This is a genomic window from Pseudomonas sp. (assembly GCF_017744435.1).
In the GTDB taxonomy this organism is placed as follows: Bacteria; Pseudomonadota; Gammaproteobacteria; order Pseudomonadales; family Pseudomonadaceae; genus Aquipseudomonas.
Genome location: NZ_JAGIBG010000008.1, coordinates 14,810 through 35,734, shown reverse-complemented (window position 1 = coordinate 35,734; position 20,925 = coordinate 14,810). Strand labels below are relative to the sequence as shown.

Here is a 20,925-nt window from a genome sequence, read left to right as displayed (position 1 = left end):
ATCAGCGGTACCTGCAATCAGCCCCGCCCAATCTTGTCATTTGCCAAATCCTGGGCCAAGGTCGATAGCACTGACATCTCTGCCGAAACCTCTCTGCCGAAAGGAGTCACCCCATGTCAAAGCTCTATCCCGCCATTGATCCCGAGGGGCTGGTCGAGTACTCGGTGGTCTACACCGACCGCTCGCTCAATCACATGTCGCAGGCCTTCCAGGGCGTGATGAGGAACATTTCCAGCACCCTGAAACAGGTCTACAACGCCCAAGCCGTTGCAGTAGTCCCGGGCAGCGGTACCTTCGGCATGGAGGCGGTAGCGCGGCAGTTTGCCAGCGGCCAGCAATGCCTGGTGATTCGCAACGGCTGGTTCAGTTACCGCTGGAGCCAGATCCTTGAGATGGGCAACATCCCGGCGGCCACCACGGTGCTGAAAGCCCGACCGGTCGAAACGGGTCGCCAGGCGGCCTACGCCCCTCCTCCCCTGGACGAAGTGCTGGCGGCCATCGAGACGCACAAGCCGCAGGTGGTCTTCGCCCCCCATGTCGAAACCTCTTCCGGGATGATCCTGCCCGACAATTACCTGCGGGCCGTCGGCGACGCCGTGCATGCGGTGGGTGGCCTGTTCGTGCTGGACTGCATCGCCTCAGGCACGCTGTGGGTCGATATGCAAAAGTGCGCCGTCGACCTGCTGATCAGCGCACCGCAGAAAGGCTGGAGCGCCTCCCCTTGCTGCGCCCTGGTGATGTTCAGTGCCTTGGCCCTGGAGCGCATCGGGCAGACGCAGAGCAGCAGCTTTGCCTGCGACCTGAAAAAGTGGCTGCAGATCATGCAGGCCTATGAACAGGGCGGGCATGCCTACCATGCAACCATGCCCAGCGATTCACTGGCTCGGTTCAACGAGGTGATGAACGAGATGCAAGCCTATGGTTTCGACAAGCTGCGCGGCGAACAGCAGACGCTGGGCGATCGGGTGCGCGCCATGCTGGTCGGCAAAGGCATCAGGAGCGTGGCCGCAGCCGGCTTCCAGGCCCCGGGTGTGGTGGTGAGCTACACCGATGATGCCGACATCAAGAACGGCAGCAAATTTGCCGAGCATGGCTTGCAGATCGCCGCCGGCGTGCCGTTGCAATGTGACGAGCCAGCCGACTTCCAGACCTTCCGCATCGGCCTGTTCGGGCTCGAAAAACTGCACAACATCGAGCGCACGGTCAGCACCCTTGAACAGGCACTGGACGAAGTGCTGGTGAACTGAGCCTCATCCTGGCTGCATTTCGCCTACGCTCCAGACTGACCTCACACCAGCGCCAGGAGGGACCAGTACCATGAACGCCGTACCGTTACATCCATCGATCGACCAGGGTATCCAGCCAGAGCAACCCGGTTTCACCGGCGGTACCCTGCAGTGCTTGTGCCCGACCGACAAGGTCGAGGTCGCCATCAACGCGCAAACGCTGCACAACCATGCCTGTGGCTGCACCAAGTGCTGGAAGCCCGCAGGCGCGACCTTCTCGGTGGTGGCCGTGGTCCCACGGGACAAGGTCAGCGTGCTGGCCCATGGCGAGAAGCTCCAGGTGGTTGACCCCGGCGCGGTGATCCAGCGCCATGCCTGCCGTGACTGTGGCGCCCACCTGTTCGGCCGCGTCGAGAACAGCGGGCATGCCTTCTACGGCCTCGACTTCGTGCATACCGAGCTGTCCCCGCAAACCGGCTGGTCTGCACCGGCATTTGCCGCTTTCGTGTCCTCGGTGATCGAAAGCGGCACGCCACCGACACAGATGGCCGCGATTCGCGGGCGCCTGCGTGAACTTGGCCTGGAACCCTACGACTGCTTGTCGCCCGCGCTCATGGATGCATTGGCGACGCACGCCGCCAAGCAAAAAGGCACCTACCGCGAACGTTGACCCTGCCCCGTCGGGCGCAGCCTCATACGGCTTGCAGTTGCCGGTCGGCGTGGTAGGACGAGCGCACCAGCGGCCCGGCGGCCACGTTTCTGAACCCCATCGCCTTGGCTTGCTCGGCAAGCCTGGCGAAGGTGTCAGGGTGCACGAAGCGCTGTACCGGCAGGTGGCTGCGTGACGGTTGCAGGTACTGCCCCAGGGTCAGCATGTCGACCTGATGCTCACGCATGCGCTGCATGACCTCGACCACTTCGGCATCGGTCTCGCCCAGGCCGAGCATCAGGCCGGACTTGGTCGGTACCGTCGGCACACGTTGCTTGAAGCGCTGCAGCAGATCCAGCGACCACTCGAAGTCCGAGCCTGGCCGTGCCGCCCGGTACAGGCGCGGCACGGTTTCCAGGTTGTGGTTGAACACATCAGGCGGCTCCTGGGCGGTGATGTCCAGGGCCACGTCCATGCGCCCGCGGTAATCCGGCACCAGGGTCTCCAGCTGAATCCCCGGCGACAGCCTGCGGATCTCGCGCAGGCAATCGGCAAAGTGCCCGGCGCCACCATCGCGCAGGTCGTCGCGGTCCACCGAGGTGATCACCACATACTTCAGGCCAAGGTCGGCAATGGCGATGGCCAGGTTTTTCGGCTCATCGGCATCCAGTGGCTTGGGCCGGCCATGGCCGACATCGCAGAACGGGCAACGGCGGGTGCAGATGTCGCCCATGATCATGAACGTCGCCGTGCCGCCGGAAAAACACTCGCCCAAGTTCGGGCAGGACGCCTCTTCGCACACGCTGTGCAGCCGGTGCTTGCGCAGCAGGGCCTTGACCCGGGCCACTTCCGGCGTGGTGGGAATCTCCACGCGAATCCAGTCGGGTTTGCGCGGCACCTGTTCGGTGGGCAGGATCTTCACCGGGATGCGCGCCACCTTGTCGGCGCCGCGTAGTTTTACCCCGGCCTGCAAGGGCTGCGGGCGCGGCGGTGTGTGTTGCAGTTGTTCGGTAGACATGGCTGGCTCCTGGCCCCGCGCTGATATTGACTGACAGCATTACTGGGGGCTGCTTTGCAGCCCTTCGCGGGCTCGCCCGCTCCCACAGGCATTGCGCATTACCTGTGGGAGCGGGCGAGCCCGCGAAGGGCCGCAAAGCGGCCCCCGGGTGTCAGGCCGGATAGACCGGGAACAACTTGCACAACTCCGCTACCTGGCGCGCCACCTGGGCTTCGACATCGGCATCACCGAGGTGCTCGAGGATGTCGCAGATCCAGGTCGCCAAGGCGCGGCATTCCGCCTCCTTGAAACCACGGGTGGTCACCGCCGGGGTGCCGATGCGCAGGCCCGAGGTCACGAACGGCGACTGCGGGTCGTTGGGCACCGCGTTCTTGTTCACCGTGATGTGCGCACGGCCCAGCGCGGCGTCGGCGTCCTTGCCGGTGATGCCCTGGCGAATCAGGCTGACCAGGAACAGGTGGTTGTCGGTGCCACCAGAAACCACGTCGAAGCCCCGCTCCATGAACACCTGCGCCATGGCCTGGGCATTGCGGATGACCTGGCGCTGGTACTCCTTGAAGCCAGGGTCAAGGGCCTCCTTGAAGCACACCGCCTTGGCCGCGATCACGTGCATCAGCGGCCCGCCCTGCCCGCCCGGGAATACCGCCGAATTGAGCTTTTTCTCAAGCTCCGGGTCGGCCTTGGCCAGGATCAGGCCGCCACGCGGCCCGCGCAGGGTCTTGTGGGTGGTGGTGGTGACCACATCGGCATACGGCAGCGGGTTGGGGTACAGGCCGGCCGCCACCAGCCCGGCGACGTGGGCCATGTCGACGAACAGGTAGGCCCCGACCTTGTCGGCAATCTGCCGGAAACGCGGGAAGTCGAGGGTCTTCGAGTAGGCCGAGAAGCCGGCCACGATCATCTTTGGCTGGTGCTCGACGGCCAGGCGCTCGACTTCGTCGTAGTCGATCAGGCCGTTGCCATCGATGCCGTATTGCACGGCGTTGTACAGCTTGCCCGAGGACGACACCTTGGCGCCGTGGGTCAGGTGGCCGCCGTGGGCCAGGCTCATGCCCAGCAAGGTATCACCGGCCTGCAGCAGGGCCAGGTAGACCGCCGCGTTGGCCTGGGAACCCGAGTGCGGCTGGACGTTGGCATAGCCGGCACCGAACAGCTGTTTGGCGCGGTCGATGGCCAGCTGCTCGACCACGTCGACATGCTCGCAGCCACCGTAGTAGCGCTTGCCTGGGTAGCCTTCGGCGTACTTGTTGGTCAGTTCGGTGCCCTGGGCCTGCATCACCTGGGGGCTGGTGTAGTTTTCCGAAGCGATCAGCTCGATGTGGTCTTCCTGGCGCTGCACTTCACGGCCGATGGCCGCGGAAAGTGCAGGGTCGAAATCGGACAGGGTCAGGCTTTTATGGAACATGGGTGTGATTCCTTGTTGTTCGGTCGGCAAACACGGCCCGGACCGGGTCCGGGCCGGCAGGTCAGGCATCTTGATAACTCGACAGCGGCGGGCAGGCACAGGCCAGGTTGCGGTCGCCGTAGACGTTGTCCACGCGCCCCACCGGCGGCCAATACTTGCTGTCGCGTAACTCTGCCAGCGGGTACACCGCCAGCTCCCGGGCATAGCCATGGGGCCACTCGCCGACCAGCTCGGAGGCGGTATGCGGGGCGTTCTTCAGCGGGTTGTCGAGCTTGTCCAGGGTGCCGTTTTCCACGGCGCGGATTTCCTCGCGGATGCAGATCATCGCGGCGCAGAAGCGGTCCAGCTCTTCCTTGGACTCGCTCTCGGTCGGCTCGACCATCAGCGTGCCAGCCACCGGGAACGACATGGTCGGGGCATGGAAGCCGAAGTCGATCAGGCGCTTGGCCACGTCTTCGACGCTGATGCCGCTGCTGTCCTTGAGCGGGCGCAGGTCGAGGATGCACTCGTGGGCGACCAGGCCGTTCTCGCCGGTGTACAGCACCGGGTAGTGCTCCTCCAGGCGCCGGGCAATGTAGTTGGCATTGAGGATCGCCAGCTGCGAGGCACGCTTGAGCCCTTCCCCGCCCATCATGCGGATGTACATCCAGGTGATCGGCAGGATGCTGGCACTGCCATAGGGCGCCGCGCTGACCGCGCCCTGCCGGTTGGCCAGATGAGCATGGCCGGGCAGGAACGGCGCCAGGTGCGCCTTGACGCCGATCGGGCCGACACCGGGGCCGCCGCCGCCGTGGGGGATGCAGAAGGTCTTGTGCAGGTTCAGGTGCGACACGTCGCCGCCGAACTTGCCCGGGGCGCACAGGCCGACCATGGCGTTCATGTTGGCGCCATCCAGATACACCTGGCCGCCGTGCTCATGAACGATGTCGCAGATGCGCGTGATGGCATCCTCGAACACGCCGTGGGTCGAGGGGTAGGTAATCATCAGCGCCGCCAGGTGCGCCTTGTGCTGCTCGGCCTTGTGCTGCAGGTCGGCGACATCGACGTTGCCACGCGCGTCGCAGTCGACCACCACTACCCGCATGCCGGCCATCTGCGCCGTGGCCGGGTTGGTGCCATGGGCCGACGACGGAATCAGGCACACATCGCGCCCTGCCTCGCCACGGCTGGCGTGGTAGGCGCGGATGGCCAGCAGGCCGGCATACTCGCCCTGGGAGCCGGCATTGGGCTGCAGCGACATGGCGTCATAGCCGGTGGCCGCACAGAGCATGGCCTCCAGTTCATCGGTCAGCTGGCGGTAGCCCAGCGTCTGTTCGGCCGGGGCGAACGGGTGCAGCGCGCCGAATTCCGGCCAGGTGATCGGCACCATCTCGCTGGCGGCGTTGAGCTTCATGGTGCACGAGCCCAGGGCGATCATGCTGCGGTCCAGGGCCAGGTCCTTGTCGGCCAGGCGGCGCAGGTAGCGCATCAGCTCGGTTTCGCTGTGATACCGGTTGAACACCGGGTGCTGCAGGAACGGCGTCGTGCGCAGCAAGGGCGCTGGCAGGCAATCGACCACCTTGGCGGCCAGGGCGGTGAAGTCCGGAAGCGCCTGGCCGGCCTCGGCAAACACCTGCCACAGGGCCTCGACACTGGCCTGCTCGCAGGTTTCATCCAGGGCCACACCAACCCGCCGCGCATCGATCAGCCGCAGGTTCAGGCGCTTGGCCTGTGCCGCCGCCAGTACATCGGCCACGGGCCTCGCGGTGACCACGCTGACGCTGTCGAAGAAGTGCGCCTGCTCGACCTTGTGCCCCAGCTGCTGCAACCCTTGCACCAGGATCGCGGTCAGGCGGTGCACCCGCCGGGCAATCTGCTCCAGGCCCTGGGGGCCGTGGTACACCGCATACATGCTGGCGATGTTGGCCAGCAGCACCTGCGCGGTGCAGATGTTGCTGGTGGCCTTTTCGCGGCGGATGTGTTGCTCGCGTGTCTGCATGGCCAGGCGCAGGGCCGGCTTGCCGAAGCGGTCGATGGACACGCCCACCAGGCGGCCGGGCATGTCGCGCTTGAACCCGTCGCGGGTGGCGAAGTACGCCGCGTGCGGGCCGCCAAAGCCCAGCGGCACGCCGAAACGCTGGGCGCTGCCCAGCACCACGTCGGCATCGAACTCGCCCGGTGGGGTCAGCAAGGTCAGCGCCAGCAGGTCGGCGGCCACGGCCACCAGCGCACCCGCGTCATGGGCGCGCTGCACCAGGGCGCGGTGGTCGCTGATGGCGCCGGTGCTGGCCGGGTATTGCAGCAACAGGCCGAAATAGCCGTCCAGGCTTTGGCCATGCAGATCGGCGTCATCCGCGATGACCACTTCGATACCCAGTGGCTGGGCACGGGTACGCAGCACATCGAGGGTTTGCGGGTGGCAATGGCTGGAGGCAAAGAATGCCGGGGCCTTGTTCTTTGCCAGGCGCTTGCAGAAGGTCATGGCCTCGGCGGCGGCGGTGGCTTCGTCGAGCAGCGAGGCGTTGGCGATCTGCATGCCGGTGAGGTCGCTGACCAGGGTCTGGAAGTTCAGCAACGCCTCCAGGCGACCCTGGGAGATTTCCGGCTGGTACGGCGTGTAGGCGGTGTACCAGGCCGGGTTCTCCAGCAGGTTGCGCAGGATCGGTGTCGGCGTGTGGCAAGGGTAGTAGCCCTGGCCGATGTGATTACTGAACAGCTGGTTGTTCGCAGCGATGGCCTTGAGGGCGGCCAGGGCTTCAGCCTCGCCCTGCCCTTTGCTCAGCTCGAGCACGCTGCTGCCCTTGATGCTGGCGGGGATGACGCTGTCGATCAGGGCGTCGAGCGAGTCATGGCCGACCAGCGCCAGCATGGCGTCGATATCGCCTTCGCGCGGGCCGATGTGGCGGGCGATGAACTCGTTGTCGGTGCCCAGCGGGATGGTTGGGTTGGTCATGTCGGCACCCTGGCTCAGGCGTTGTCGGCCAGGAAGCGGTCGTAGCCGTCCTGGTCCATCAAGCCGTCGAGTTCCGCCGGGTTGGCCGCCTGGATGCGGAAGAACCAGCCGTCCTGCATCGGTGAGGTGTTGACCAGCTCGGGGTCGTCGGCCAGGGCCTGGTTGACGGCCACCACGGTGCCGCGCAACGGCATGGTGATGTTGCTCGCGGCCTTCACCGACTCCAGCACCGCGACTTCGTTGCCCTCTCCATACTCGCCCGGCTCCGGCAGTTGCACGAACACCACGTCGCCCAAGGCCTGCTGGGCATAGCTGGTGATGCCGACGGTCAGTTCGCCCGTCGCTTCCAGACGCAGCCATTCGTGTTCAGGAGTAAAACGCAGCGTGGTCATGGATCTTCCTCTCTTGTTATCAGATGGGTCCCGATGCAGGACTGACTGATACAGAGCAAGGGCGATGCCAACTCACTTAAACCCTTTTATTTCAATGACTTACAAAATTATATCGATCAATCCGGCGCCTGCGCGATGGAGCGAATTCGCTCCGTGGCCTGGGCCCGGCAGGCAACCCTGACAACACGGGCCAATGAACCCGGGACCACGCCCGCCTGGAGCACAATCACTCCAGCGGAGCGTATTCGCACCGGGTCGGCTACGAGGCCCGGCTGGCAATGCCGTACTTGCGCAAACGCTGGCCGATTGCCGTGTGCGACGTCTGCAAGCGCACTGCCAGTTGCCGGGTCGAGGGGTAGCTCGCGTACAGCTTTTCCAGCAAGGATTTTTCAAAGGCCTGCACGGCCGCCTCCAGGCTGACGATCTCCTGCCCCTCGGCTTGCTGGCTGCTCAAGGCGGTGCCAGCCAGTTCCAGGTCATCACAGTCGATCACCTCCCCTTCGCTGATGGCCGCCGCACGGAAGATCACGTTCTGCAACTGGCGCACATTGCCGGACCAGCGATTGCCCAGCAGCAGCGGATGGGTGGCCAGCGCCAGCCGGCACGGGGCGCGCTGGATCTGTGCACAGGCCTGGCGCAGGAAATGCTCGGCCAGCAGCAGGATGTCCTTGCCGCGCTCACGCAGCGGCGGCACCTGCAGGTTGAGCACATTGAGGCGGTAGTAGAGGTCTTCGCGAAAACCGCCCTCGATCACCATGCTTTCCAGGTGGCGGTGGGTGGCGCAGACCACCCGCACATTCACCTGCACCTCGCTGCCACCGCCCACCCGGCGAAAGCTGCCGTCATTGAGAAAACGCAGCAGCTTGGCCTGCAGGTACGGCGACATCTCGCCCACTTCATCGAGAAACACCGTACCGCCATCGGCCAGTTCCAGCAGGCCCGGCTTGCCGCCCCGCTGGGCGCCGGTGAAGGCACCGGCGGCGTAGCCGAACAGCTCGCTTTCGGCCAGGCTCTCGGGCAGCGCCGCGCAGTTCAGCGCCAGGAACGAGGCATCGCGCCGGGCACTCAGCGCGTGGCAGGCACGGGCCACCAGTTCCTTGCCGGTACCGGTCTCGCCCTGGATCAATACCGGCGCCTCCAGGCTCGCCACCTTGTGCAGGCGGGCCTTGAGCGCCTGCAGGGCGGCCGACTCGCCCAGTAACGCTCCCAGGCCTTCGCTATTGTCATGCAGCAGCGAGGCCAGGCGCTCGCCGATGCGGCTGGGCGGGTACAGGGTCAGCAGGCCGCCCACCAGGCCATCGGCGCCACCACTGATCGGCGTGGCCTCCAGCAACAGGGCCTGGCCCTGGAAGCCCACCTCGCACATCGGCAGGCGGAAGCCCTTGTCGATCAGGGTCTGGGCCAGGTCCGGCTCGGCAAACAACCGGTTCAACGGCTCCCCTGCCGGCTCGCGACCCACCAGGGCGACCAGGGTCGGGTTCGCCAGCAGCACATGGCCGCCAGGGTCCACCGCCAGCACCGGGTCGCTCATCGCCGCCAGCAGCGCTTCCAGCTGCAGGCGCCGACGGTGGCCGGGGAGGAAGTCGACCAGCGCCACCTCCTGCACCCCGTCCACGCCCAGCAAGGCTGCGTAGAGTTCGTCGAGCACCCTTGGCGACAGGGTCGGGGCATCGATATAGACGTTGGGCGGAATCATCTCCACGGCGTCCAGGTTGAGGTTGCGCGCCCCAAGCAGCGAGAGGATTTCCTGAGTGATACCGACACGGTCGAGAAAGTTGACGTGGATTCTCATAAGAATTCCCTGCGGGGTAAAAAGACGACAGGGGGACAGCGCATGGCGCTGTCCCCCTTGGGTAGTAGGCGAAGGGGTCGATCAATCGGCATCGAATGACAGCTGCACGGCCTGCTGCCTTTTCCGCCGGATCGAGCGATAGGCCAGGCCCAGCACGGCAAACCACACCGGCATCAGGAACAGCGCGCTGCGGGTGTCGGCCTCCAGCGCCAGCAAGGCCAGGATGAAGGCGAAGAACACCAGGCACACCCGGCACATCAACGTGCCGCCCGGCATCTTGTACTTCGATGCCTGGTGCAGCGGGTCACGCTGCTTGCGGTACGCCAGGTACGACAGCAGGATGATCGACCAGACGAACATGAACAGCAGTGCCGACACCGTGGTAATCAGGGTGAAGGCGTCGAGCATGTTCGGCACCAGGTAGATCACCAGCGCCCCGCCGGTCAGGCACACGCAGGAAAAGATCAGGCCGTTGGACGGCACCGCACGGCTGGACAGCGCTCCGAACCTGCCAGGCGCATCGCCATCCACCGCCAGGCCGTAGAGCATGCGGCTGGTCGAGAACACGCCGCTGTTGGCAGACGACATGGCCGAGGTCAGCACCACGAAGTTGATGATGCCCGCCGCCGCCGGCAGGCCGGCCAGCACGAACAGCTCGACGAAGGGGCTCTTGTTGGCCACCACTTCACGCCAGGGCGTAACGGCCATGATGGCGACCAGCGCGAGCACGTAGAAGACGATGATGCGCAACGGAATCGAGTTGATCGCCCGTGGCAGGTTGCGTTCCGGGTTCTTGGTTTCGGCAGCGGTGGTGCCCACCAGCTCGATGCCGACAAAGGCAAACACCGCAATCTGGAAGCCGGCGAAGAAGCCCATGGCGCCATGGGGGAACATGCCGCCGTCATTCCACAGGTTGGCCAGCGATGCCGCCTGCCCGGCCGGCGACTGGTAGGCCGCCGCCACCATGTAGAAGCCGGTGCAGACCAGCGCGCAGATGGCGACGATCTTGATCATGGCGAACCAGAACTCCATTTCGCCGAACATCTTCACCGTCATCAGGTTCAGGGTGAGCAACAGGCCGACACAGGCCAGCGCCGGTATCCACAAGGGGATGTCGGGGAACCAGAACTGCGAATAGGCCGAGATGGCGATGACGTCGGCAATACCGGTGACAATCCAGCAGAACCAGTAGGTCCAGCCGGTGAAGAACCCCGCCCAGGGGCCGAGCAGGTCCGCCGCGAAATCGATGAACGACTTGTACTGCAAGTTGGACAACAACAGTTCGCCCATTGCCCGCATGACAAAGAACAGCATGAAGCCGATGATCATGTAGACAAAGATAATGGAGGGCCCCGCCAGGCTGATGGTCTTGCCAGAGCCCATGAACAGGCCGGTGCCGATCGCACCGCCAATGGCGATCAGCTGGATGTGGCGGTTGGACAGGTTACGCTTGAGTTCGTGCGCGTCACCATCAGGCGGGCGGTGACCGTGGGGCAAGTTATTCATTGTTTTCTACCTTGCTAGTCTAATTGTTTTTATAACGTCACAAGTTCAAACCTCGCGGCGGATGAACAACTTTCAAATCCGCTCGCGTGCCAGGTAGAGAGCAAGCACTGTGCCAGGCGGAAAACGCCCGAGTTACCGGGGTTTGATTGAAGTGGTGTGTTATTGGCTGGAAAGAAGTCACTCCAGAAAAGCGTGCCAATCTGGCGCTCAAGCAGCCCCAGGCGCATTGAGCGCTGCCCTTCCCCATCCTGTATCGAAATCGTGCCAACGGAGCGATTCCAGTCCATGATCGCGTGCCTGCGCTGGCCGCTTTTGTCTTGAGAGCAACTGCCTTGCTCAATTACTTGAAGCTGGCGCGCTCCCACAGACCCCGTCAGCCGGTCATTTAGCGCATCTCACGCAACGGCGCGCGGCTGCGTTGCTGCTCCTCCCAGCCCCCCACCAGGCCAACCGGCACATCGCTCGGTGCCAGCGGCTGGCGCCCGCGCACCAGGTCGGCAGCACGTTCGGCCAGCATGATGGTCGGCGCGTTGAGGTTGCCATTGGGCTCGCTCGGGAACACCGAAGAGTCAATCACCCGCAGCCCCTGCAAGCCATGCACGCGCAAGGTCGAATCGACCACGGCCATGTCATCCTCGCCCATCCGGCACGAGCCGCACGGGTGCATGGTGCTTTCCATGTTGGCACGCACGAATGCGTCGATCTGCTCATCGGTCTGCACCTGCGGCCCGGGCGCCAGCTCCTCGCCACGGAAGCGGTCCATGGCCGGCTGGGCGATGATTTCGCGGGTCAGCCGCACGCAACGGCGGAAGCCCTCGCGGTCTTCCTCGCTCTCGAGGTAGTTGAAGCGGATTTCCGGATGCTGGTACGGGTCGGCCGACAGCGCCCGCACATGGCCGCGGCTCTTGGGCTTGTTGGGCCCGGTCAGCACCATGAAGCCATGGCCCTTGAACGGTTTGTCGCCGTCATAACGCATGGCCGCCGGCAGGAAATGGAACTGGATGTCCGGCCAGCGCAGGCCCTTGGACGAGCGGATGAAACCGCCCGCCTCGAAGTGGTTGCTGGCGCCCAGGCCGTCCTTGAACAGCAACCAGCGCAGGCCGATCATCGCCTTGCCCAGCAGGTTCATCTTGCCGTTGAGGGTCACTGGCTCCTTGCACGCATACTGGATGTAGATTTCCGAGTGGTCCTGCAGGTTCTCGCCCACCCCGGGCAGGGCGTGGCGCACCTCGATGCCGGCCTTCTTCAGCACGGCTTCGGGGCCGATACCGGAGCGCTGCAACAAGTGCGGCGAACCGATCGGGCCGGACGCCACCAGCACCTCGCGGTTGCACAGCACCTTGTGGGTCTGGCCATCATGGTCATATTCCACACCCACTGCCCGCTTGCCATCGAGCAGGATGCGCCGGGTCATGGCATGGGTGATCACGGTCAGGTTCGGCCGGCTCATGGCCGGGCGCAGGTAGGCGTTGGCCGTGGACCAGCGCACGCCATCCTTGACCGTCATGTGCATGGCACCAAAGCCCTCCTGCATGTAGCCGTTGCAGTCGTCGGTCTTGATGTAGCCGGCTTCGGCACCGGCCTCGACCCAGGCGCCGTACAGCGGGTTCTGCATGTTGTTGCCGTTGTTGGTGGCCAGCGGCCCCATGCCGCCGCGGTAGTCATCGCCACCGAACTTGTACTGCTCGGCACGCTTGAAGTACGGCAGGCAGTTGCGGTAGCTCCAGTTCTTCGCCCCCAGGCTTTCCCATTCATCGAAGTCGCAGGCATGGCCACGGATGTAGACCAGCCCATTGATCGACGATGAGCCGCCCAGCACCTTGCCCCGTGGGCAATGCAGGCGGCGGTTGTCCAGGTGCGGCTCGGCGACGGTCTCATAGCGCCAGTTGTACTTCTTGGTGTTCATGGGCAGCGAGAAGGCACTGGGCATCTGGATCAGCACACTACGGTCGCTGCCGCCGAATTCCAGGACCAGCACCGAGGTACCGGCGTCTTCGCTCAGGCGGTTGGCCAGGACGCAGCCGGCAGAGCCTGCGCCGATGATGATGTAGTCGTATCGCTTGGTCATGGTTCTAGTCCTGTACACGCAGGCCGGCAGCCTGGAGGGTGTGTTCATTACGCTTTGGGTAGCCGCCCCAACCCAGGCGCGCCGCCAGCAGTCGGGTCAGGCCGTAGTGCACCAGCCCGGCCAGCAGGCAGGACGGCAGCGAGGCGGTGGCGAAGGTGAAGAAGTCGGTATGGGCCAGGGTCTGCGGGTTGAACACCACCACATAGATCGCGAAGCCCGCCACCAGCGCCAGCAGCGCGATGGGGTTGAAGCCTTTGCAGTAGCGCAATGGCGACACGCTTTGCTCGGCGTAGAGCTGGCGCAGGTTCAGGCGCTGCTTGCGCAGGAAGAAGTAATCGGCGATGCCGATCCCGGCCAGGGCGCTGTTGAGCGCGGACGTCCACACCAGGAAGATGAAGAAACCGTCGTAGATCCCCGGCAGGAACACCACGATCACCACCGGGATGATGCAGAACAGCCCGATCAGTACCCCCCAGCCCACGCTGCGCAGGCGCTCGCCGGCCAGCTGGCGCAAGCCGATCACCGCGGTGTAGAGGATGTTGACCATGCCGGTCAGGTTGGCCAGCGCCAGGAAGCTCAGGGCGATGACGCCGAAGCCCATGCCACCCGCCAGGCGCATCCAGGCGGTAGGGTCGCTGCTGCCCAGGGTGGTGGCGGCGAACAGGCTGACCGACTCGCCCAGCGACGCCGCCCCGAAGATGCCCACCAGGTTGGGCCAGAAGGCCGTGCGCTGGTTGCTGCACAGGCGCGACAGGTTGCCGATGTAGGGCCACCAGGAGAAGCCCGCGGCGATGTTGATTTCCACGGCGACCATGAAGTTGACGTGGGGGTTCTCGAACGGCGGCTGCAAAGGCGGCATGGCCAGCAGTTCGTCGAAGCTGTAGCGGCGGGAAATGAAGTACATCAGCGCCAGCATGATCAGGATCAGGCTGGGCGCGATCACCGCGCTCAGCCGGCGGATCATGTCCGGCCCGCGCATGGCCACCAGCGCCGCCAGCACGATGGCCAGCAAGCCCCCGGCAGTCACCAGCCAGTCGTCAGCGTTGGCCTCGCGCTGCTGCACCAAGGTTTGCAGGTTGTCCAGCGCCCGCCCGCACATCAGCCCCAGCACCGCCAGCCAGCCCAGGGTCAGCACCACCACCGACAGGAAGTACACCAGGCGGCTGCCGTTGAAGCCGAACATGCTGCGCAGGAAGGTAAATTGCTCGACGCCGTACTTGCCACACGGCAGGCAGGTGGACGATGCGGCGAGGACCACACCGATGATGTTGCCGATGATGATCGCGGCAATCCCTTGCAAGGGCCCGACGAACAACGCGGTGGCGCCGCCGATCAGGAACACCCAGGTGGCCACCGCCAGCGCCGAGTTGGCGTAGGCAAAGCCCCAGAACCCCCACACCCGTTCATTGGGCAGCAAGGGGGTGTCGCCACGTTCCGCACTCAGGCGAAATTCTTGCTCGCGGGAAGCACTCATGGCTGGCCTCCCAGGTAGTACGCGCCGGCCACCATCACCAGCGTCAGCAGCGCCAGCGCCACCACGTCGACCGCCGTCAGGGCGCCCGGCCAGCGGGCGCTGTTCTCCAGCTCTTCATAGGCGCGCAGGCGCCTTTCCAGGTCTTGCGCACGCTCGACATCCACTTGGCTGTTCATCGGCATCACCTCGACAGGTTCTTGTTATTGAAATTCGATGCATTCGATAAACCTGCGCCGCCGGCCAACTTTCAGCGGCGCAGGACGGCCCTCCTCAGGGCAGGGTGATCCAGACCGCCTTGGTCTCCAGCAGGAACTCCAGTTGTTCGGCGCCCATGTCCTTGCCATAGCCCGATTGCTTGTAGCCACCAAACGGCATGGACGGGTCCAGGGTGCTGTGGGCGTTGACGTATACCGTGCCCGCACGCAGTTTCGGTATCAGCCCATGGACCTTGCCCAGGTCGTTGGAGTAGATCGCGGCCGCCAGGCCGAACTGCGAATCGTTGGCCAGGGCCAGCGCCTGTTCCTGGGTGTCGAACGGCTGGGTCACCAGCACCGGGCCGAAGATCTCCTCGCGCACCACGCGCATGTCGTTGCTGCAGTTGGCGAAGACCGTGGGCTGCACGAAGAAGCCCGGGCCGTGGAGCGGCTCGCCGCCGTAGTACACCTGCGCGCCTTCGGCCTTGCCCAGGGCGATGTAGTCCAGCACCCGCTGCTGTTGCTGGCGCGACACCATGGGGCTGATGAAGCAGTCCGGGTCCAGGCCCGGGGCGATCTTCAAGGTGGCGGTGTAGCGTGCCAGCGCTTCGAGAAACGCCGGGTAGACACTGCGCTCGACATACGCACGGGTGCCAGCGTCGCACACCTGCCCGGAGTTGAAGAACACCCCATTGGCCACGGCTTGCGCCGCAGCCTCGATGTCTGCATCGGCGAACACGATCACCGGCGACTTGCCGCCCAGTTCCAGGGTCAGGCGTTTCATCTGGTCCATCGCCGACTTGCCCACCGAGCAGCCGACCGGTGTCGAGCCGGTAAAGCTCAGCTTGTCGATGCCCGGGTGGCGCGACATCGCCTCGCCGACCACGCTGCCGCGCCCGGTGACGATGTTGATCACCCCGTCGGGAATACCCGAGGCCTGCACCAGCTCGGCAAAGCGCAGCGCCGACAACGAGGTCAGCTCCGCCGGCTTGACCACCACGGTGCAACCGGTCGCCAACGCCGCGCCGAGCTTCCAGGCCATGGTCTGCAGCGGGAAGTTCCACGGCACGATGGCGCCGACCACCCCTACCGCCTCTTTGCGCGTGTACGCCAGGTAATTGCCAGGCAGCGAAGGCTCGACCGTGCGGCCGTGGATCTTGCTGGCCCAACCGGCGAAATAGCGCAGGGTATCGACCGTGCCCTGGATATCCACCGCCCGCGCCTGGACCACCGACTTGCCCATGTCGATGGCCTCGATCTGCGCCAGTTCGTCGCCGTGGGTTTCGATCAGGTCGGCCAGGCGATGGATCAGGCGCTCGCGCTCCAGCGGCTTGAGCTGGCTCCAGGCGCCGCCATCGAACTGCGCCCGTGCTGCGCGCACGGCGCGGTCGAGGTCATCGGCGGTGGCCATGGGGATGCGCGTCAGCACACCCTCGGTGGACGGCTCGATCACCTCGGCGCTGCCGCCGTCGCTGGCCTCGAGCCAGGCGCCGTCGATGAACATGCGCTGCGGCTTGCTGAGAAAGTGCTGGGTCGCCTCGCAGACACCGAAGGCCTGCAAGTAGGCTTTTACCTTGTGGTCCACAGTACAGTCTCCGAATCAGCGGGCTTTGGCGCGCGCGTGGAAGATGAAGCCGATGCTGTTCATCAGCAGTTGCGCGGCAAGGATCGAGGTAATGCCGGTGGGGTCGTAGGCCGGGGCCACTTCGACCAGGTCCATGCCGACAATGCGGCCGTGGCTGCGCTGGGCCAGCGCCTGGATGATCTCCAGCACTTCGTAGTACAAGAATCCGCCATGGCTCGGGGTGCCGGTGCCTGGGGCGATGGACGGGTCGAAGCCGTCGATGTCGATGGTGATGTAGTAGTTGCGGCCTTCAGGGATCTTCGCCAGCACGCCCGCACAGCCCAGCCGGCGCACGTCACGTACCGACAGAATCTGCGAGCCGGCCTCGCGCGCGGCATCGTAGTCATCGCGGTTGGAGGACGACACGTTGCGGATGCCCATCTGGGTCATGCCGACGATGTGCTCCAGCTCTGATGCCCGGCGCAGCGGGCTGCCGTGCCCGTAGCGCACGCCATGGCGCTCGTCGACGAAATCCAGGTGGGCATCGAAGTGCACGATATGGATCGGCCCGTGGCCTTCGAACGCCTTGATCACCGGGGCGTGCACCGAATGGTCACCGCCCAGCACCACTGGCATGGCGCCCGCTGCAAGGATCTGCCGCACCGCCGCCTCGATGTTGGCGTTGCTGCTGGCCATGTCGGTGTGGACGATATCGGCATCGCCGACATCGACCATGCGCACCTGGTCTTCGGTCAGGTAGGTGGCGTCATCCTCGAAGTCGTAGGCGCCGGCATGGCCGAAGGAGAACAGGGTCGATGCCTCGCGAATGCCGCGGGGTCCGAAACGTGCCCCGGAACGCCACTGGGTGCCCATGTCATTGGGTGCGCCAAGGATTGCCACATCGGCGTCGATTGCCGCCCAGTCGGTGCACACCGGGGCCTTGGCGAACGTGCAATGGCCCACGAAGGGCAGGTTCAGGCGGCCGGACTCGTAACCGTGCTTTGCCATGTTCTGGTTTCTCCAGTTCTTGTTCTGTTTCAGGAGACGGGGCGACTGCTCGACCACCGTTGCGATCCACTATGGCTAGCGTTGCGGCGGGGAAAAATGCGCAAGTGCAGATACATACATCGCGCCATCCGAAGTATCCGTCGGCGCTTCAACCTGGCGATGCCCGGCATTGCAGTGGCCAGGCACTCATGGTTAGCTTGCGCGACAAGAACAATGCACGGGTGTTCATATCAGCACTGGCGATGTGAAACCCGGCCGGGAGGCTACGGTGATCCAGCTCCACGATGTCGACCTGAAGCTGCTCAGGGTATTCACCACGATTGTCAGGTGCGGCGGTTTTTCTGCGGCGCAGGCGGCGCTCAATGCCGGCCAGTCAACCATCAGCGAACAGATGTCGCACCTGGAAACCCGCCTGGGGGTCAAGCTCTGCCAGCGCGGGCGCAGCGGCTTTCGCCTGACCGAGCAAGGGGTGGCCATCCATGAAGCGACCCTGCGCCTGCTCGGCGCCGTGGAGAGTTTCTGCATGGACGCCGACGTGCTCAAGCAGCACATCAGCGGCCAGCTCAACCTGGGCATCATCGACTCGACCCTGACCGACCCCGTCTCGCCCCTGCCGCGCACCACCCAGCGCTTTGTTTCACGCGGGCACGATGCCCACCTGCACATCTACATCGGCGCCCCGGCGGAGCTTGAAGAACGCGTGCTCGATGGCCGCCTGCATCTGGCCATCGGCCACTTCCCGTTGCGGGTCGCGGGGTTGTCCTACCAGCCGCTGTATGACGAGGCCCTGGGGCTTTACTGTGGCCGGCGCCACCCGCTGTTCGCCAGCAACGCGAGCAACGGCCGGCTGATGGAGGACGTGCGCCAGAGCCGGATCGTGGTGCGCGGCTACATGCAGCAGTACGACCTCGAACAGCTGGGCATCACCAAGGCCGATGCGACCGTGGAGAACATCGAGGCGGCGGCGATCCTGATCATTTCCGGCGCCTATATCGGCTTCTTGCCGGTGCACTTCGCCGAGCAATGGATCAAGACCGGCGACATGCGCCGCCTGGGCGCCAGCACGCTGGACCTCTGCTCGCCGTTCGATGTGGTCACCCGCCGCGGCGTATCGCGCCCGCCTATCCTCCAAGCGTTCCTCGAAGACCTCGATGCCTGCGCATCGCAGCCAGGTTCAGCCTGATGTCGAGCGCGCAGACACCGCGTTCACGCCCTCCAGCGTGGCAAAGGAAATGTCTTTTGCAGTGAGCAGGAAATCGCTCATGTAAGGCACTTCGAGCATGTCGCTGCGCACCGCTGCATACAGCGTCGCCTGCAGGCCGTGCTCGCCCAGGCGCCTGGCAATCACATAACCTCGCGAGGTGTACTCGTGCACCGCCCAGTTGGGCAGGCAGCACACGCCACGGCCGCTGGCCACCAGCTGCATTATCATGACGGTCATCTCTGCGGTGCGGACCTGGGCCGGTTCGATGCCGACGGGGTCAAGGAAGCCGGTGAAGATGTCCAGGCGGTTGCGCTCGATCGGGTAGGTGATCAGGGTCTGGCTGGCGATGTCGCCAGGTTCCACATACGGCTTGTCGCGCAGGGCATGGTGCTTGTCGATGGCCAGCATCGCCTCATAGCCGAACAGCGGCACGTAGGTGATCCCTGGCAGGGGCAACGGGTCGGAGGTCACCACCAGGTCGAGGTCGCCCCGCTCCAGGGCCGGCAGCGGCGCGAACGACAGGCCCGAGGCCAGGTCCAGCTCAACCTCCGGCCAGGCGCTGCGAAACTCGTCCAGCGAGGGCATCAGCCACTGGTAGCAGCTGTGGCATTCGATGGCGATGTGCAGCCGATCGGCCGTGCCGTTGGCCAGCTTGCTCAGGTTGCGCTCGGTGGTGCGGATCAGCGGTAGTACCTGGTCGGCCAGTTGCAGCAGCTTGAGGCCGGCGGTGGTGAAGCGCACCGGTTTGGACTTGCGCACGAACACCGGCATGCCGACGCGGTTTTCCAGCTCGCGGAACTGGTGCGACAGCGCCGACTGGGTCAGGTGCAGGCGCTCGGCGGCGTCGGGCATGCTGTCGGTTTCGCGCAGGGCATGCAGGGTGCGCAGGTGTCTCAGATCAATCATGGGAAGCCGGCAACCTCACAGCGCGCCATGGGCGGCAAGGTTGCAATATTGTCCTTTGAAGTACAGCAAGGGTTGCGTCGCCGTAGCGTCCTGCACCTTCAACGCCTTCACCTCGCCGATCACGATCAGGTGATCACCGGCAACGTGTTCGGCGTGAAGCTCGCAGTCCAGCCAGTGCAGGCTGCCGGCAATCAGCGGATTGCCCAGCGGCGATTGCTGCCAGTCGACGCCCTGCCACTTGTCAGTGCCCTTGCGGGCGAACTGGTTGGAAATCCCCACCTGCTCGCCGGAAAGGATGTTGACCGCGAACCGACCCGCCTGGCGCATACCGGGATAACTGGCCGAACCGGCCATCACGCTGAAGGAAACCAGCGGTGGGTTCACCGATACGCTGTAGAACGACTGGCAGGTGAAGCCGATCGGCTGGCCCTCGATCAATGAGGTGATCACCGTGATGCCGGAGGCGTAGTGCCCCAGCGCCTGGCGAAAGCTCACGGGCTCGATGGCCGTACTGAGAAGTGACATGGCAAATCCTGAGGGTCGGCGGGCTTATTGGCGCGCGAGTTCGCGGCGGACGATCTCTGCCCCCGCACTCAAGGCACGCAACTTGCCGTTGGCCACACGCCGCGGCAACGGCGCCATGCCACAGTTGGTGCATGGGTAGAGCTTGTCGGCATCCACGAACTGCAGCGCCTTGCGCAGGGTATTGGCGACTTCCTCGGGGGTCTCGATTGCGTGGTTCGCCACGTCAATGGCACCGACCATCACCTTCTTGCCACGGATGAGTTCGATCAGGTCCATGGGGACGTGGGAGTTGTGGCACTCCAGCGAGATGATGTCGATGCTGGACTTTTGCAGTTTGGGGAAGGCTTCTTCGTATTGCCGCCACTCCGAACCCAGGGTCTTCTTCCAGTCGGTGTTGGCTTTGATGCCATAGCCATAGCAGATATGCACGGCCGTTTCGCATTTCAGGCCTTCGACCGCCCTCTCCAGGGTGGCCACCCCCCACTCGTTCACCTCGTCGAAGAACACATTGAACGCCGGTTCATCGAACTGGATGATGTCGACACCGGCCGCTTCGAGTTCGCGCGCTTCCTGGTTGAGGATCTTGGCGAATTCCCAGGCCAGTTTTTCGCGGCTCTTGTAATGCGCGTCATACAGCGTGTCAATCATGGTCATGGGGCCTGGCAGCGCCCATTTGATCGGTTGCGCGGTTTGCTGACGCAGGAACCTGGCGTCTTCGACGAAGACCGGCTTGCGACGAGCAACGGCGCCCACCACCGTTGGCACGCTGGCATCGTAGCGATCGCGAATCCTGACGGTTTCACGTTTTTCAAAATCCACGCCATCGAGGTGTTCGATGAAGGTGGTGACGAAGTGCTGACGGGTTTGCTCGCCATCGCTGACGATGTCGATACCGGCGTGCTGCTGCTCTTGCAGGGCCAGGCGCAGGGCATCCTGCTTGCCTTCGATCAAGGCTTCATCGTGCAACTTCCAGGGCGACCAGAGTGTTTCCGGTTGCGCCAGCCAGGAAGGCTTGGGCAGGCTGCCAGCGGTGGAAGTGGGTAACAGTTTTTTCATGGCGGA

General features: G+C 64.7%; 17 protein-coding genes. 3 read left to right on the top strand and 14 right to left on the bottom strand.

All coding sequences use genetic code 11. From position 1 onward, the window contains the following. The first annotated feature begins 113 nt into the window (after positions 1 to 113). Both J7573_RS07660 and gfa read left to right on the top strand, forming a co-directional pair. Complete coding sequence (locus tag J7573_RS07660) at positions 114 to 1,247, top strand: aminotransferase class V-fold PLP-dependent enzyme (RefSeq protein ID WP_294332000.1); 1,134 nt, start codon at positions 114 to 116, stop codon at positions 1,245 to 1,247. 70 nt (positions 1,248 to 1,317) lie between these two features. Beyond that, entirely contained in the window at positions 1,318 to 1,896 is a 579-nt protein-coding gene (gene gfa / locus J7573_RS07655) for an S-(hydroxymethyl)glutathione synthase (RefSeq protein ID WP_294331999.1), read from the top strand. Positions 1,897 to 1,918: 22 nt separating this feature from the next. On the opposite strand, the gene lipA is transcribed toward gfa, so the two are convergent. The 11 genes from lipA to speB form a co-directional block, all read right to left on the bottom strand. Continuing rightward, a complete protein-coding gene (lipA, locus tag J7573_RS07650) occupies positions 1,919 to 2,893 on the bottom strand; it encodes a lipoyl synthase (RefSeq protein ID WP_294331997.1) in 975 nt (324 codons plus the stop codon). Between the two features lie 151 nt (positions 2,894 to 3,044). Next, positions 3,045 to 4,298: a serine hydroxymethyltransferase gene (gene glyA / locus J7573_RS07645; protein WP_294331994.1), complete on the bottom strand. Its 1,254-nt coding sequence runs from the start codon at positions 4,296 to 4,298 to the stop codon at positions 3,045 to 3,047. Between the two features lie 61 nt (positions 4,299 to 4,359). Then, positions 4,360 to 7,230: an aminomethyl-transferring glycine dehydrogenase gene (gcvP, locus tag J7573_RS07640; protein WP_294331988.1), complete on the bottom strand. Its 2,871-nt coding sequence runs from the start codon at positions 7,228 to 7,230 to the stop codon at positions 4,360 to 4,362. Positions 7,231 to 7,244: 14 nt separating this feature from the next. Next, positions 7,245 to 7,622, bottom strand: a complete 378-nt coding sequence (gene gcvH, locus J7573_RS07635) for a glycine cleavage system protein GcvH (protein ID WP_294331985.1) — start codon at positions 7,620 to 7,622, stop codon at positions 7,245 to 7,247. A 259-nt stretch (positions 7,623 to 7,881) separates the two neighbouring features. Continuing rightward, positions 7,882 to 9,414: a sigma-54-dependent transcriptional regulator gene (locus J7573_RS07630; RefSeq protein ID WP_294331983.1), complete on the bottom strand. Its 1,533-nt coding sequence runs from the start codon at positions 9,412 to 9,414 to the stop codon at positions 7,882 to 7,884. Positions 9,415 to 9,495: 81 nt separating this feature from the next. Then, a complete protein-coding gene (gene cycA / locus J7573_RS07625) occupies positions 9,496 to 10,920 on the bottom strand; it encodes a D-serine/D-alanine/glycine transporter (protein WP_294331980.1) in 1,425 nt (474 codons plus the stop codon). 385 nt (positions 10,921 to 11,305) lie between these two features. Further along, positions 11,306 to 12,988, bottom strand: coding sequence for a choline dehydrogenase (gene betA, locus J7573_RS07620; RefSeq protein WP_294331978.1), 1,683 nt, complete (start codon positions 12,986 to 12,988; stop codon positions 11,306 to 11,308). A gap of 4 nt (positions 12,989 to 12,992) precedes the next feature. Next, entirely contained in the window at positions 12,993 to 14,462 is a 1,470-nt protein-coding gene (locus J7573_RS07615) for a cytosine permease (protein WP_294331975.1), read from the bottom strand. Beyond that, positions 14,459 to 14,638, bottom strand: a complete 180-nt coding sequence (locus J7573_RS07610) for a hypothetical protein (RefSeq protein WP_196155382.1) — start codon at positions 14,636 to 14,638, stop codon at positions 14,459 to 14,461. Before J7573_RS07610 ends, J7573_RS07615 begins: the two co-directional genes overlap by 4 nt. 94 nt (positions 14,639 to 14,732) lie before the next feature. After that, on the bottom strand, positions 14,733 to 16,241 hold the full coding sequence (locus tag J7573_RS07605; protein WP_294331962.1) for an aldehyde dehydrogenase family protein: 1,509 nt from the start codon (positions 16,239 to 16,241) through the stop codon (positions 14,733 to 14,735). 15 nt (positions 16,242 to 16,256) lie between these two features. Beyond that, complete coding sequence (gene speB, locus J7573_RS07600; protein WP_103447747.1) at positions 16,257 to 17,228, bottom strand: agmatinase; 972 nt, start codon at positions 17,226 to 17,228, stop codon at positions 16,257 to 16,259. A gap of 268 nt (positions 17,229 to 17,496) precedes the next feature. Between speB and J7573_RS07595 the strand changes: the two genes are divergently transcribed. Next, positions 17,497 to 18,411 carry a LysR family transcriptional regulator gene (locus J7573_RS07595; RefSeq protein ID WP_294331953.1) on the top strand — a complete coding sequence of 305 codons (915 nt, stop codon included), beginning with the start codon at positions 17,497 to 17,499 and terminating at the stop codon, positions 18,409 to 18,411. On the opposite strand, the gene J7573_RS07590 is transcribed toward J7573_RS07595, so the two are convergent. From J7573_RS07590 to J7573_RS07580, 3 genes are read right to left on the bottom strand one after another with little or no spacing between them, the layout of a single operon-like run. After that, positions 18,403 to 19,338, bottom strand: coding sequence for a LysR family transcriptional regulator (locus J7573_RS07590; protein ID WP_294331950.1), 936 nt, complete (start codon positions 19,336 to 19,338; stop codon positions 18,403 to 18,405). The genes J7573_RS07595 and J7573_RS07590 overlap by 9 nt on opposite strands. Positions 19,339 to 19,353: 15 nt before the next feature. Next, a complete protein-coding gene (locus J7573_RS07585; RefSeq protein ID WP_294331948.1) occupies positions 19,354 to 19,863 on the bottom strand; it encodes a flavin reductase family protein in 510 nt (169 codons plus the stop codon). 24 nt (positions 19,864 to 19,887) lie between these two features. Continuing rightward, positions 19,888 to 20,919, bottom strand: a complete 1,032-nt coding sequence (locus J7573_RS07580; protein WP_294331945.1) for a methionine synthase — start codon at positions 20,917 to 20,919, stop codon at positions 19,888 to 19,890. Positions 20,920 to 20,925 lie beyond the last annotated feature (6 nt).

Bases quoted from the DNA above. Each gene is read 5' to 3' on its own strand.
- speB (WP_103447747.1), bottom strand. From the start codon at position 17,228: ATGGCAAAGCACGGTTACGAGTCCGGCCGCCTGAACCTGCCCTTCGTG.
- betA (WP_294331978.1), bottom strand. From the start codon at position 12,988: ATGACCAAGCGATACGACTACATCATCATCGGCGCAGGCTCTGCCGGC.
- J7573_RS07610 (WP_196155382.1), bottom strand. From the start codon at position 14,638: ATGAACAGCCAAGTGGATGTCGAGCGTGCGCAAGACCTGGAAAGGCGC.
- gcvP (WP_294331988.1), bottom strand. From the start codon at position 7,230: ATGACCAACCCAACCATCCCGCTGGGCACCGACAACGAGTTCATCGCC.
- gcvH (WP_294331985.1), bottom strand. From the start codon at position 7,622: ATGACCACGCTGCGTTTTACTCCTGAACACGAATGGCTGCGTCTGGAA.
- gfa (WP_294331999.1), top strand. From the start codon at position 1,318: ATGAACGCCGTACCGTTACATCCATCGATCGACCAGGGTATCCAGCCA.
- J7573_RS07585 (WP_294331948.1), bottom strand. From the start codon at position 19,863: ATGTCACTTCTCAGTACGGCCATCGAGCCCGTGAGCTTTCGCCAGGCG.
- glyA (WP_294331994.1), bottom strand. From the start codon at position 4,298: ATGTTCCATAAAAGCCTGACCCTGTCCGATTTCGACCCTGCACTTTCC.
- J7573_RS07615 (WP_294331975.1), bottom strand. From the start codon at position 14,462: ATGAGTGCTTCCCGCGAGCAAGAATTTCGCCTGAGTGCGGAACGTGGC.
- lipA (WP_294331997.1), bottom strand. From the start codon at position 2,893: ATGTCTACCGAACAACTGCAACACACACCGCCGCGCCCGCAGCCCTTG.
- cycA (WP_294331980.1), bottom strand. From the start codon at position 10,920: ATGAATAACTTGCCCCACGGTCACCGCCCGCCTGATGGTGACGCGCAC.
- J7573_RS07590 (WP_294331950.1), bottom strand. From the start codon at position 19,338: ATGATTGATCTGAGACACCTGCGCACCCTGCATGCCCTGCGCGAAACC.
- J7573_RS07660 (WP_294332000.1), top strand. From the start codon at position 114: ATGTCAAAGCTCTATCCCGCCATTGATCCCGAGGGGCTGGTCGAGTAC.
- J7573_RS07630 (WP_294331983.1), bottom strand. From the start codon at position 9,414: ATGAGAATCCACGTCAACTTTCTCGACCGTGTCGGTATCACTCAGGAA.
- J7573_RS07580 (WP_294331945.1), bottom strand. From the start codon at position 20,919: ATGAAAAAACTGTTACCCACTTCCACCGCTGGCAGCCTGCCCAAGCCT.